Genomic DNA, 13915 nt, shown 5'->3' with positions numbered 1-13915 from the left:
CTAAGAATCTGTTTACGATCTTACTGCGCGCGCGTGATCGGGGCTCATGTGCTGCTCAAAATGCTCATGTACAAGAAGTACATTCCGCTTTTTGCGCTGATCTTCACTCCGACGGAGCACGCTCGCTACAGATCGCAAACAGGTTCTAAGTCAACTGCGCTTGGATTACCAGATACTTACGCGCTCGGTTGGTGCCAAGAACATCTTGTCACCTTCCTTGAGTTTGTAGGCATCATAGAAGCCAGGCATATTGCGCAAAGTACCATTGGCACGGATCTCTCCCGGGGAGTGTGGGTCTGTTTTCAATTGCACTATCATCGACGCTTCACGCATCTTGCCACGCCATACCTGGGCGAAGCCCATGAAGAAACGCTGATCACCTGTCAATCCACCAATGACTGGTGCAGGCTTGCCACCCAAAGATAATTTATAAGCTTTGTAAGCAATCGCCAGACCTGAGTTATCTGCAATGTTTTCGCCCAAAGTCAGTTCGCCGTTGACGTTGTAACCAGGAATAGGGCTGAAGGCACTATATTGCTTGACCAGTACTGCGGTTTTAGCAGCAAACTTTGCGTGATCTTCCTTGGTCCACCAGTCGCGTAAATTGCCCTTGCCGTCATATTGCGCGCCCTGGTCATCAAAGCCATGGCTGATTTCATGGCCGATGACTGCGCCGATGCCGCCGTAGTTGACAGCATCGTCAGCCTTGGCATTGAAGAATGGCGGTTGCAGGATCGCTGCAGGGAAGACGATCTCGTTAAGCTCTGGATTGTAATAAGCGTTGACAGTTTGTGGCGTCATGCCCCATTCATCGCGATCTACCGGTTTGCCCAATTTATTCAATTCAAATTGGGCAGCATACATGCGCGCATTACGCAAATTGCCTAAAGCATCTCCTTTGGTGATATTCAGGCCAGAATAGTCGCGCCATTTGTTTGGATAGCCAATCTTGGGCATGAATGTCGCCAGTTTTGCCTGGGCTTCTTTCTTGGTTTCCGGGCTCATCCAGTCCAGAGTATCTATGCTTTGCTTGTAGGCCAGCAGCAGATTGCCAACCAGTTTTTCCATTTTGGCTTTGCTTTCAGCCGGGAAATGCTTGGCCACATACATCTTGCCCAAGCTTTCACCAAGGGCTGAATCAGCCAAGCGCACGCCACGTTTCCAGCGCGGCTCTTGTGCTGGAACACCGCGCAAGGTGGTGGAGTTAAAGGCAAAGTTTTCATCGCTAAACTGTGCCGGGAGTTGACCCGCTGCTGAACGCAAGATGTGCCATTTGAAATAGGTTTTCAGTTTATCGAGTGAAGTCTCTTGCAAAATCTTGTTCAAACCGGAAAGATAACTGGGTTGACTGACGATAATATAATCGATCTTGCCTTTGACGCCGAGATCACTCAAATAAGCATTCCAGTCGTAACCCGGGGTCAGCGTATCGAGTTTGTTGATCTCGAATTTATTGTAAGCCTTGACTGGGTCGCGTAATTCAACCTTGGTCCATTGCACTTTGGCCATGTCAGTTTCCAGTGCCAGAATGTCTGCCGCATGTTTCGCCGCATCCTTATCACCGGACATGGACAACATTTTTTCTATATGGGTCATATACTTGGCGCGATACTCTTTTAATTTCGCATCTTCATTGTTGAGGTAATAGTCACGGTCAGGCAGACCCAGACCGGATTGGACAATGTCAAGTACATATTTGGTTGAGTCTTTATTATCCTGATGAATTTGCAGGTCATATGGTGCACCTATGCTGGCACGATTCAGCCAAGCCATCAAGCCAGGAATTTGTTTTTTGTCTGTCATGCCATCTACTTTGGCAAATTCAGCTTGCAGAGGTTTTAAACCCAGTGAGTCGATGTGGGCAGTATCCATATAACTTGCGTACATATCCCCGATTTTTTGCGCATCTGTACCAGGTTTATTTTTTGCTTTTGCCAAACCTTCGATTAGAGCATGCAAGCGCGGGATAGTTGCTTCGCGCAAGTCGATGAAAGCACCAGCAGAAGATTTATCAGAGGCGATTTCCGTGTTTTTTAACCAGCTACCATTCACATGGCGAAAAAAGTCATCTTGGGCGCGGACCGCGGCATCATTATGCTTGGAATCTATGCCGGACAATAAGACCGATGCTGCAGATGCTGTTTTCGCTGGTTCTGCGGCTGTCGCGAGTTGACTGCCAACAGTACCGGCGATCATCAGCGCGATAGCGCTAAGTACTTGTGCTTTCACTTGGGGTCTCCTGGGAGTGAAGGTGAGCTTAAAAATAAGGCAATCATCAAGGCTGCCATGGAAATTGCTACAATAATGCTGCTGCAACATTTCACGAGTCTGAGTAAGACTGCGAGAGTTTAACGAAGTTCGCCAGATTTAGTAAAAGTTTTAGATAATTTCTTCCACTCTGTGGCAGGAGACGAGCCGGTTGTCAAATGGACGCAATAGAGGTATTTCTTGTCGGCATCTTTCATTGGCATGCGGACAGCGATTATTGAAGGCGCACCCAGGTGGTGGGGCGAGCGGTGAGGGCAATTCGCCATCCAGCATCATTTTCTGTTGGCGCTGTGCCGGATCTATGCGCGGAGTTGATGCCAGTAATGCCTTGGTATAAGGGTGCAGCGGGCGCTGGAAAATACTTTGCTTGTCGCCATGTTCTACGGTTTTCCCAAGATACATGACCAGAACATCGTCTGCTATATGTTCCACTACTGACAGATTGTGTGAGATAAACAGGTAGGCAACACCGTTTTGTTGCTGTAAATCCATCAATAAATTCAAGACTTGTGCCTGAATAGATACATCCAGTGCAGAGACTGGTTCATCGGCGACGATGACTTCAGGATCAAGCATGAGTGCCCGGGCGATCGCTATGCGCTGCCTTTGCCCACCTGAAAACATATGAGGATAGCGCCCGTAATGTTCCGGACGTAGCCCCACTTGCGTCATCATCGCCCTGGCTTTTTCTTCCCGCTCTTTAGCTGACAGATGGGTGTTGATGATCAATGGCTCTTCCAGCATTGCACCGACTTTTTTCCGGGGATTCAAGCTGGCATAAGGGTTTTGGAACACCATTTGCACCAGAGGCCGCACTTGTTTGAGTGTGAGCTTATCTGCATGCGCAATATTTTTGCCACCCATCCACAACTCGCCACTGCTGGGTGTCTCTATCATGGTGATCTGGCGGGCTAGGGTAGATTTGCCGCAGCCAGACTCACCAACCACGGCCAGGGTTTTGCCTGCAGTCAAATGGAAAGATACGCCGTCCAGCGCCTTTGCCATTGCCTTGGGTTTGAGAAAGCCTTGCGACACTGCGTAATGCTTGGCCAGATTCTTTGCTTCCAGTAATACGGGAGTCGTAGTGGTATTTTGCATCATGCTGCCTGATCAATTTGTGGTGCTTGCCATCCATTCCCTGGCACGCCTTGCGCATCCAGAGGGAAGTGACAACGTACCTGGGCATTAGGCTGTCCTTGCAATTGCGGCCGGTCAGTTTGGCAGTGCTCAGTCGCATAACTGCAGCGCGGTGCCAGCAAGCAACCTGTTGGCCTGTCATAAAGGCCAGGGACTACGCCAGGTATGGTTTGCAGGCGCGCCTTGCCCAGGTTATGTTCAGGAAGGGCCGCCAGCAAAGCTTGGGTGTAAGGATGTCTTGGGGTATTGAATATTTCTGGCACAGTGCCAGTTTCCAGCACTTGCCCGGCATACATCACCACAACGCGCTTGGCAGTCTGTGCGACAACGGCCAGGTCATGGGTGATCAACATCAATGCCATGCCGCGCTCACTCTGTAATTGCAGTAGTAATTCCAGCATTTGCGCCTGTACGGTAACATCCAGTGCTGTCGTTGGTTCATCCGCGATCAGCAGGCGCGGGTTGCAGGCGATAGCGATGGCGACCATGACACGCTGACTCATGCCTCCAGAGAGTTGGTGCGGATAGGCATTCATGCGCCTTTCCGGGTCTGGGATGTCAACTTGCTTCAATAATGCCAATGCTTTGGCGCGCAAGTCTTTTTCCTTGCCACCCTGATGCAGGCGCAGGGTTTCCATCAACTGAAAAGCCACGGTGTAGCAAGGGTTAAGACTGGTCATGGGATCCTGGAAGATCATGGCGATATCCTTGCCCAACAGTTGCCGTCTTTCTTTGTCCTTCATTTTCAGCAGGTCGCGGCCATCGAATTCCATTTGATCGGCACGCACACGTCCAGGGAAGTCGATCAGACCCATCAGAGCCAGGGAAGTCACGCTTTTACCCGATCCTGATTCACCGACGATGCCAACTACTTCACCTTGTTCTATGAAAAGATCAAGACCATCAACAGCCTTGAATGGCTGAGTTTCCGAGCCAAATTCAACGCGCAAATTTTTAATATCCAATAATGGTTTCATGTTGAATCTTTGTTCAGCGTTTTAGCTTGGGGTCGAGTGCATCGCGCAAGCCATCACCCATGAGATTAAAGGCCAATACAGAAATCAGGATCGCCAGACCAGGAAAGGTGACGACCCACCAGGCGCTTTGTATGAATTCCATCGCACTGGCCAGCATAGAGCCCCATTCAGGTGTAGGGGGTTGCGCACCAAGACCCAGAAAGCCCAGAGCTGCAGCATCCAGTATCGCCGTGGAAAATCCAAGCGTAGCTTGGACGATGATGGGGGCAGCACAGTTAGGCAGCACACAATTGAACATCAGGCGCAAATTGCTGGCACCAGCTATACGGGAGGCATTGACGTAATCCTTGTTCAGCTCACCACTGACTGCCGCACGTGTCAGTCTGGCATACGACGGCATGAGGACGATGGCAATGGCATACATCGCATTCATCAGGCCTGGGCCAAGTATCGCTACTACGGCGATCGCCAGCAACAGACTGGGCAGAGCCTGCAGGATATCCATGAAGCGCACGATGATGGTTTCCAGCATGCGTGCAAAGCGCCCGGTCCAGCTACGGGAAAAACCGGCGATCAAGCCCAGGGTGACGCCGACACTCATGGAAAGGGTAACTGATACCAGGCCTATGAACAGCGACAGGCGTGAGCCATGAATTAAGCGAGACAGGATGTCGCGGCCTACCGGATCAGTGCCAAGCAAAAATTTGCTGCTGCCAGTGGCGGCCCAGGCTGGTGGCGTAAGCGTGGATTCCCTGAATTGTTCTATCGGGGAATGTGGTGCTATCCATTCCGCAAACAGGGCACACAGACTGAGTATGCCCACCAGTGCCAGGCCTATGACGGCACCTCGGTTTTGTTTGAAATAGTGCCAGAACTCTACCAGTGGATGAGGCGGCGACAAGTTGGCCGTGCTCACTGCATTAGCCGGTAAATTAGTATTGCTCATAATTCTGCAATCAAATCTTTTAAATGATGATGGGAGTTGTGCATGGCATTAGTGGCGTATGCGTGGATTGATCACGCCGTACAGCACGTCAACAACCAGATTGACGGTGATGACGATGGTGGCGATCAATAATATCCCGCCTTGTACGGTAGGGTAATCACGCCTTTGTATTGCTTCAATCAGCCACTTGCCTATGCCTGGCCAGGAGAAAATGGTTTCAGTCAGGATGGCACCTGCCAGCAAGGTACCTACTTGCATGCCAATAACGGTGACGACCGGTATCAAGGCGTTGCGCAAGGCATGCACCCAGACTACCCGCATCCATGACATACCTTTGGCACGTGCCGTGCGTACATAGTCTTCTTTAAGAACTTCAAGCATGGCAGAGCGCGTCATGCGGGCAATCACTGCCAGCGGAATAGTGCCAAGCGCAATCGCAGGCAAAATCAGATGCATGACCGCTGATTTGAAAGCACCTTCTTCACCTGACAGCAAGCTGTCAACCAGCATCAATCCTGTGACTGGCTGCAGATCAAACAGGATATCAATGCGACCAGACACCGGCGTCCAGCCCAGCGTCACGGAAAACATCAGGATGAGCAAGAGTGCCCACCAAAAGATAGGCATGGAGTAACCGGTCAGGGAGGCACCCATGACGGAATAATCAAGGAAAGTATTACGCTTTAATGCCGCCAATATGCCCGCTGGCAAGCCCAGGACAACCGCAAAAATAATCGCACATAACGACAATTCCAGCGTTGCCGGGAACAGGGTAAAGAACTCTTTGCTGACTAGTTCCTGAGTGATGATGGAGCGCCCCAGGTCACCTTGTATGACTTTTCCCAGATAAGAAAAATATTGTTGGTATAAGGGTTGATCCAGTCCATACAGATGCATGAGGCTGGCGTACCGCTCCGGATCCATGCCGCGTTCACCCGTCATGGCTTCAACTACATTGCCGGGTATCAGGTGTATCAATGAAAAAACCAGTAGCGTGATGCCAAGGAAAGTGGGGATGACTACACCCAGGCGTCGAAAAATAAAACCCAGCATCGAAAAACCTTTTGCGAACAAAATTCAAACAGGATAACAAACAATTTCAGCAGATCTGAAAACAACGCTCCAGATACAACGGTGGCACCAATTTGCAAAAGTCTTGCAAAATTGGTGCCACATTTCGGTGTTACTTATTTATCCAAATCTACTTTCTTAAAATAATGATGCGCGGTTGAGTCCATTTTGAAACCAATCACGTTCTTGCGCACTGGTGTGTAACGCAAAGAGTGTGCCAACAAGAGCAAAGGCGCTTCTTCACGTACTATTTCCTGTGCTTTTTCGTAAAGCTTGGCTCTTTCAGCTTGCTTTGGTGTCAATTTGGCTTTTTGGATCAAGTCTTCATAATCCTTATTGCACCACCTTGGGATATTGCCGCCACCTTTGACAGCTTCGCAGCCCAAAATCGGTTCAAAGAAATTATCCGGGTCACCATTGTCACCTGACCAGCCAAACATCATGGAATGTTGCTCACCAGTTTTGCTGCGTTTTTTATACTCAGTCCATTCATAGGTCGTCAGCTTGGTTTTGACACCGATCTTGGCCCAGTCTGCCTGTATCAATTCTGCCATGCGCTTGCCATCAGGATTGTATGGACGCGAAACAGGCAGATACCACAGTTCAATTTCCAGACCATTGGCATACCCGGCCTTGGCCAGCAATTCTTTGGCCTGGGCGACATCGTAAGGATATTCCTTGATCTTGTCGTTATACGACCACATGGTAGGCGGAATAACATTCTTGGCGACTTGCCCAGTGCCGGCGTAAACGGACTTCAAGATCGATGCACGGTCAACAGCCAGATTCAAAGCCTGACGAACCAGTTTGTTATCGAAAGGTTTTTTCTCTACATTGAAGCCGACGTAGCCAATATTCAAACCCTGTTGTGACAGCAGTTTGATATTTGGGTCACTCTTCATCAACTCCACATCTGCGGGTTTTGGCAAGGCCATGACATGACACTCACCCGCCTTGAGTTTTGCGTAGCGTACAGAAGCATCTGGTGTCACTGCATAAATCAGATTGTCGATTTTAGGGCGACCATCCCAATAGCCGTCATGTGCCTTGTAACGGATGATGGCATCTTTTTGGTAGGACACGAACTGGAAGGCACCTGTACCTATGATTTCTTTATCGATCAGCTCAGGTGTTCCTGCAGCCTTCATTTTTTGCGCATACTCAGCAGAATGAACCGACATGAAGTCCATCGTCAGCGTGGCGAGGAAAGGCGCTTCCGGACGTTTGAGTTTAAAACGCACGGTCAGGTCATCGACTTTTTCAAGCTTGTCGACTATCTTGGCTATGCCCAGATCCTGGAAGTAGGCATATGTTTGCCCTGGCGTATTTTTGTGGAAGGGGTGATTTTCATCCGCCATGCGATAGAAGCTGAAAAGTATATCGTCAGCGTTCAGGTTGCGGCTGGGTTTGAACTTGGCATTGCCATGGAACTTGACACCCTTGCGCAGTTTGAAGGTATAAGTCAGGCCATCCGCAGAAATTTCCCAGGACTCGGCCAGGGCAGGGGTGATATTGGTCGTACCCGTTTCCATTTCCACCAGGCGGTTATACATGGGCACAGAGCCCGCATCTGCCGTTGTGCCGGTAGTAAAGAATTGTGGGTTAAAACCTTCTGGGCTACCTTCAGAGCAATATACCAAAGTCTTTGCAGCCATCGCCGCGCCAGCGTGCAAACCTGCAAATGCGCCAATCACAAGCAATGCGCCAGTCTTCAACAGCCAATTACCTTTTTTCATCCAGACTCTCCACAGTGAATAAGTACCAGTAAAAACGACAAATCGATTGTGCCATAGCCGACCCGCACAGATTTTTGTATTGTGCAGCAATTCGATAAGATTTGTATTATTTTGTTACACGCCCGAAGAAAATTTTGAAAATAAAACTGACAAACCTGAATGGCTCTATTCAGTGGATTCTCTTGCAAACAAGATTTGCCCATTGTTGCAAATATGATGCATTGCCGCGAAGTAGCTATACGCTCATGGCCATGGAACCAAAAGATATGTTATGCCGTCATATTGCTATATGAGTTCAACACATAAGCAGTAACAAAAATCATCATTTTCATCATTTCATGCACTCACATATCGAAAAAATTATCAGACCTGATGGCAAAGCATTAGAGGTTCTTGCAGAATTTCCTGCCGGAACTGGACCTTTCCCGTTACTGATACTGGCACCAGGTTTGCGCTATGACGTGCATAGGCCAGTCATTGCGCAAGTTGCCAGTCATTTACTGTCGCAGTGCTTCGCTGTATTCCGGTTTAACTGGGCTTTTTATATTGCTGATGCTGCGCATGGTCAGCCGAGTGAGGATTTGGCTGCAGAGTTACAAGACTTTAGCTTGGTGTTAAGCCTGACAAAAAATGATAAGCTCATACAGCAACAGCAAATCTCTGTTGCCGGCAAGTATTTTGGTTCCATCGTAGCCTGGCGTGTTTTTCGGGAGGAGGCATTGTTGAAAAACTGCGTCTTGCTGACACCGCTATGTGTGGCCGATAAGTCCGGAGGGGATGAGCCGAGTATGGTGGAACAAAATTATCCAGATGCTGGGCAAGAGAAAAGGGCCATCCTCATGCTTGCCGGAAATGCAGACCCCTATTGTGAGCTGGCCATTCTGCATCAATTTGCGGCAAGCACACTGAAGAAATTCAAAATTGTCGCACTGGACGGTAATCACAGTCTGGAAATGCCTGGTGCCGATGCGGTGACAGCGGCCAGCAAGTTTGATCGTAATATGCAATTGCTGACCAAGCATATTGAGAAATTTTTGCTTGAGCAGGAAGATTCAAAGTGCAGCTAATCTATATGCTCAACCATTAATTGGACCCTGGTGACACCATTGTATTCATTGGCATCCAGCCTGAAGGCGACATGTACATTCTCAGGCAGGGTGTCGGTATGACCAAACCAGATGGCATCATATCTGAGCTTGTTTTTTTTCAGCACCAGTTTTAAATGACGCTCTTTTAAGACCCTTTGTGAAATCAGTTTAAAGTCATCGCAAAATATAGGGGGCGGGAAACCTTGCCCCCATACCTGGGTATCCAGCAGGCGGATAAAATCTGTCGTGTAATAGGCATCTTCCAGCGGACCATCTGTCTCCACGATGCGCTCAAGCTGGTGTACCTGTAGCCAGCTTTTTCCTACAGATTCAAAAGCTTGCTGGAATGCAGGGAAGTCTTCTGCGCGTATAGTCAGGCCAGCTGCCATCGCATGGCCACCAAATTTTTGTATCAGGCTGGGTGCATGTTTGGAGACCAGATCAAGCGCGTCGCGCAAATGAAAGCCTGGAATCGAGCGGCCCGAACCCTTTATCAATCCTTCGCCGCCAGGTGCGAAGGTAATGGTCGGACGGTAAAACTTGTCTTTCAGGCGAGATGCGACGATGCCGATGACGCCCTGATGCCAGCTTTCATCAAACACGGTAATGGTATTGCTATCTTGTGGTTGGAAATCATCAAGATGCAGCAGGGCGACATCCTGCATTTCGCGTTCTATGTCTTTGCGGTCTGCATTGATGCCGTTCAGTTCCTGCGCGATTTGCCAGGCGCGACCTTCATCATCTGTGGTCAGGCATTCTATGCCCAATGCCATATCGGCCAGGCGGCCAGCAGCATTCAGTCTGGGGCCAAGGGCAAAACCAAGATCAAAAGGGCTGGCGTTGCCTGGTTCACGGCCAGCCACACGGAATAACGCAGCTATCCCGGCGCACATGCGGCCAGCGCGCATGCGCTTCAAGCCTTGCGCTACCAAAATGCGGTTATTGGCATCCAGTTTGACTACGTCAGCCACCGTGCCTAGTGCAACCAGGTCCAGTAAAGTATCCAGCTTGGGTTGATTTTGCTGATCAAACACGCCACGTTGACGCAATTCTGCCCGCAAAGCCAGTAATACGTAGAACATGACACCGACTCCAGCCAGGTTCTTGCTGGGGAAGCCGCATTCAGGCTGGTTAGGGTTGACGATGACGGCTGCGTCCGGCAAATGATCGCCCGGCAAATGGTGGTCCGTGACGACTACAGCAATACCTTGGGCATTGGCTGCTGCCACCCCATCCACGCTGGCAATGCCATTGTCGACGGTGACTATGACGTCGGGCGACTTTTCTTTTTGCGTCAATGCGACGATTTCAGGCGTCAGGCCGTAGCCATATTCAAAGCGATTCGGGACGATGTAATCGACATTGGCACCCAGCATGCGCAAGCCGCGCAAACCAACTGCGCAGGCAGTGGCACCATCGCAGTCATAGTCGGCCACGATGACCAGTTTTTTGTTTTGCGCGATGGCATCCGCCAAAAACTTTGCAGCCTGGTCTATGTGCAAAAGCCCGGCAGGTGGCAACATGGCATTCAACTCGATGCTGAGTTCTTTTTCTCCTGTTGCGCCGCGTGAAGCATACAGGCGTGCCAATACAGGATGCAGGCCACTCTGGCGCAGCATTTCTGATTCACGGAAAGGGCAGGGGCGTACTGTAATGCGTGTCATGAAATCGAAAATAAGTGATGTAATGAGGGTTTGACCCAGAATTTGCGTAAGGACCAGGGCGTCAAGTCAAAGCTGGCTATTTTGTGGGCGTCGCTGAAAACCAGCTTCAGACTGTGGATTTGCTTATTCTGTAGACCTGCTAGCAGAGGAAAAAACCAGTTTTTTTCCAGTTCCTGCATGTTGTCTAGCCATTGCGCCCAATCGCTATTGATCGCCGCTTCGCACAGATTGTCCAGCAAGACAGGTGCTCGTCCGTTCTCGACGGCAGGTTGATGCGGATATTGGGTGTAGTCTGTCGTAATACAAACTTGCTTTAGCGCCGGATTCAGACTCTGTGCGCCACCTGATATCCAGACGGAATTAATGACTTTGGCACCGCGCATTTCACGCTGAGCATTGATCTCATGGGTGAACCACTGCATCTGTATTTCATTTTGCAGTTTGCGCCAGGGGCGCTCAAATTCGCCTTTCGGCATCCAGATATCAATATTGTGGCCGCAAGCGGCATCTACCGTAGCTGTTTGCAGGTCTACCCAGTCGTCAGCGCGCAAGAACCAGGTCTGCGCGTCACCAAACAAGAGTTGCAAGCCCATTTCTTCACAGCTTGCCTTGGCTTGTTCAAACAAAGGGCGGGATTCGGCTTCGCTAATATTCAGGCGTCGCTGATCTGTCAGTACCAGGTGATCACGGGCAATATGAATATGAACGGGTTGCAGAATGAACCAATGACCAGCTTCAGGTGTCAGATCGCAAGCTTTCATCCGGTTCCATGCTATGGCCGGGCTGTTGGCTTTTTCCTTTGGAGGAAACTGGTCGGCAAGCCAGTATTCATAACCAAGTGCGCGTGAGAAATCGTCTGTTGCCCGTGCCTGGGTACTGCCTGCGCAAGCGATTAACCTGGCTAATCCAGGTGTGCGCATTTCTTTTAACAGGTCTTTGGCGATGTTTGCTGGCGGAATCCCGAAGGGGATTATCAATTCTAATTGGCTCATAGTGCTGTATTGTAGGGCAAACGTATGGCAAACTGCTGGCTGCCTTCATAACAAGTGTAAATGCAGTGAAAAATCTCTCTTTTGAATGGCTGGTCGGCTTGCGTTATACGCGTGCCGGGCGGCGTAGTGGTCGTAATGGGTTTATTTCTTTTATCTCGCTGATCTCCATGGCGGGCATAGGGCTGGGTGTGGCAGCCATGATTGTTGTTATTTCAGTCATGAATGGTTTCCAGAAAGAAGTACGGGACCGTATGTTGTCCGTGCTGGCCCACGTTGAAGTATTTGATGCCAGTGGTGCTCTGCCTGATTGGCGCTCGACTGCGCTGGAAGTGCAAAAAAATCCGGCAGTCACGGGTACTGCTCCCTATGTTGATGGCCAGGCCATGATCATCCGTGAAGATGTTATGCGCGGCGTCATCTTGCGGGGCATTTTGCCGGAAGAAGAACCCAAGGTCTCGGATGTAGCCAGCAAGATCAAATATGGTAAATGGGCTGACCTCAAGCCGGGTGAATTCAATATCGTGCTGGGTTCTGCACTGGCAAGCAGCTTGCGGGTGCGCATAGGTGAGAAAATCACCCTGGCTTCGCCTGAAGGGCAAATGACGCCAGCGGGAGTAGTGCCCCGTCTGAAAGCATTCAATGTGGTTGGGATATTTGAAGCCGGTCATTATGAGTATGATTCGGGCATGGCTTTCATGCATATAGAAGATGCGCAAAAATTCTTTCGCCTGAACTCTCCTTCTGGCTTGCGTTTGCGTATCAAGGAAATGTTTAAAGCTCCTCAGGTGGCGTTTGAGCTGTCGCGCAACCTGTCTGGTGATTTGTTGATACGGGACTGGTCACAGCAAAACAAAGTTTATTTTGCTGCAGTAAAAGCAGAAAAAACCATGATGTTTATCATCCTCACGTTGATCATCGCCGTGGCCGCATTTAATCTGGTTTCCACTCTGGTCATGACGGTGACTGACAAACAGGCTGACATTGCCATCTTGCGTACCCTGGGTGCAGCACCTTCATCCATCATGAAGATATTCGTGATACAGGGGACGATAGTTGGTTGCCTGGGAACATTGTCAGGTGTGGGCCTGGGCTTGTTAATTTCCCTTAATATTGATGTCATCGTGCCTTTCGTAGAAAGCTTGCTGGGCATACAGTTGCTTTCCAAAGAAGTCTATGTCATCAGCAAGTTGCCATCGGATGTGCAATTATCCGATGTACTGACTATCGGCAGTGTTGCCTTAATCCTGGCCATGCTGGCCACCATTTATCCTAGCTGGCGTGCTTCACGCGTTAAACCTGCGGAGGCATTGCGTTATGAGTGATCAAGTTTTGAGTAAAAACGATAATAAAGAAGCAGCAGTTTTATCTTGCAGTGACCTTGGCAAGACATTTTTGCAAGGGCTGGAATCTGTCAATGTTCTGAAGGAAATCAACCTGAGTATATTCTGGGGAGAGCGGGTCGCCATCATTGGTGCGTCTGGTTGCGGCAAGTCTACTCTACTACATTTGCTGGGTGGCCTGGATACGCCTAGCAAAGGTACCGTGACCTTGCAAGGCAAGGATTTTGCCAGTTTGAGTGAGACTGCCCGTGGTACTTTGCGTAATCGTGCGTTGGGTTTTGTTTACCAGTTTCACCACTTGCTACCTGAGTTTTCAGCACTGGATAATGTCGCCATGCCACTCATCATCCGTCGTATGGCACGGACCGAGGCGCAAAAGATTGCGCAAGCCATTTTGGAAAAAGTCGGGCTCGGGCATAGACTCAAGCATGTACCTGGCGAGTTGTCCGGTGGCGAAAGGCAGCGCGTGGCTTTGGCTCGCGCTCTGGTAACCCAGCCGGCCTGTGTGCTGGCAGATGAGCCTACGGGTAATCTGGACGGCAGCACGGCCCAGCAAGTGTTTGCCCTGATGCTGGAATTGTCGCGTACGCTGGGTACTGCTTTTGTTATTGTTACTCATGACGCAGAATTGGCGGGGCGCTGCGACCGTGTTTTCCGTTTAACTGATAGTGGCCTGCAATTACAATAGAAATGGCA

General features: G+C 49.8%; 11 protein-coding genes. 3 read left to right on the top strand and 8 right to left on the bottom strand.

The genetic code is table 11. The features are described from left to right. Window positions 1-165: 165 nt before the first annotated feature. The 6 genes from Q8K39_RS11145 to Q8K39_RS11120 all read right to left on the bottom strand — a co-directional run bounded on the left by Q8K39_RS11145 (window position 166) and on the right by Q8K39_RS11120 (window position 8135). Window positions 166-2196, bottom strand: a complete 2031-nt coding sequence (locus tag Q8K39_RS11145; protein WP_305260329.1) for a M13 family metallopeptidase — start codon at window positions 2194-2196, stop codon at window positions 166-168. 183 nt (window positions 2197-2379) lie between these two features. Continuing rightward, window positions 2380-3366, bottom strand: a complete 987-nt coding sequence (locus Q8K39_RS11140) for a peptide ABC transporter ATP-binding protein (protein ID WP_305260328.1) — start codon at window positions 3364-3366, stop codon at window positions 2380-2382. Further along, on the bottom strand, window positions 3366-4382 hold the full coding sequence (locus Q8K39_RS11135; protein ID WP_186951278.1) for an oligopeptide/dipeptide ABC transporter ATP-binding protein: 1017 nt from the start codon (window positions 4380-4382) through the stop codon (window positions 3366-3368). Before Q8K39_RS11135 ends, Q8K39_RS11140 begins: the two co-directional genes overlap by 1 nt. Before the next feature lie 13 nt (window positions 4383-4395). Next, window positions 4396-5328, bottom strand: a complete 933-nt coding sequence (locus Q8K39_RS11130) for an ABC transporter permease subunit (protein WP_305260148.1) — start codon at window positions 5326-5328, stop codon at window positions 4396-4398. A 48-nt stretch (window positions 5329-5376) separates the two neighbouring features. Beyond that, complete coding sequence (locus tag Q8K39_RS11125; RefSeq protein WP_305260146.1) at window positions 5377-6381, bottom strand: ABC transporter permease subunit; 1005 nt, start codon at window positions 6379-6381, stop codon at window positions 5377-5379. A gap of 134 nt (window positions 6382-6515) precedes the next feature. Continuing rightward, entirely contained in the window at window positions 6516-8135 is a 1620-nt protein-coding gene (locus tag Q8K39_RS11120; protein WP_305260144.1) for an ABC transporter substrate-binding protein, read from the bottom strand. Between the two features lie 338 nt (window positions 8136-8473). Between Q8K39_RS11120 and Q8K39_RS11115 the strand changes: the two genes are divergently transcribed. Then, a complete protein-coding gene (locus Q8K39_RS11115; RefSeq protein ID WP_305260142.1) occupies window positions 8474-9202 on the top strand; it encodes an alpha/beta family hydrolase in 729 nt (242 codons plus the stop codon). Here Q8K39_RS11115 and recJ read toward each other — a convergent pair. Continuing rightward, on the bottom strand, window positions 9199-10887 hold the full coding sequence (recJ, locus tag Q8K39_RS11110; RefSeq protein ID WP_305260140.1) for a single-stranded-DNA-specific exonuclease RecJ: 1689 nt from the start codon (window positions 10885-10887) through the stop codon (window positions 9199-9201). The genes Q8K39_RS11115 and recJ overlap by 4 nt on opposite strands. Beyond that, window positions 10884-11879, bottom strand: coding sequence for a hypothetical protein (locus Q8K39_RS11105; RefSeq protein ID WP_305260138.1), 996 nt, complete (start codon window positions 11877-11879; stop codon window positions 10884-10886). Before Q8K39_RS11105 ends, recJ begins: the two co-directional genes overlap by 4 nt. A gap of 65 nt (window positions 11880-11944) precedes the next feature. Here Q8K39_RS11105 and Q8K39_RS11100 point away from each other — a divergent pair, with 65 nt between their 5' ends. Both Q8K39_RS11100 and lolD read left to right on the top strand, forming a co-directional pair. Continuing rightward, window positions 11945-13201, top strand: coding sequence for a lipoprotein-releasing ABC transporter permease subunit (locus tag Q8K39_RS11100; RefSeq protein ID WP_305260136.1), 1257 nt, complete (start codon window positions 11945-11947; stop codon window positions 13199-13201). Next, entirely contained in the window at window positions 13194-13907 is a 714-nt protein-coding gene (lolD, locus tag Q8K39_RS11095; protein WP_305260135.1) for a lipoprotein-releasing ABC transporter ATP-binding protein LolD, read from the top strand. Before Q8K39_RS11100 ends, lolD begins: the two co-directional genes overlap by 8 nt. The last annotated feature ends 8 nt before the right edge of the window (window positions 13908-13915 follow it).

Source organism: Undibacterium sp. (genome assembly GCF_030683615.1).
Lineage (GTDB): Bacteria > Pseudomonadota > Gammaproteobacteria > Burkholderiales > Burkholderiaceae_D > Undibacterium > Undibacterium umbellatum.
This window is presented reverse-complemented; position numbering and strand designations above follow the sequence as displayed.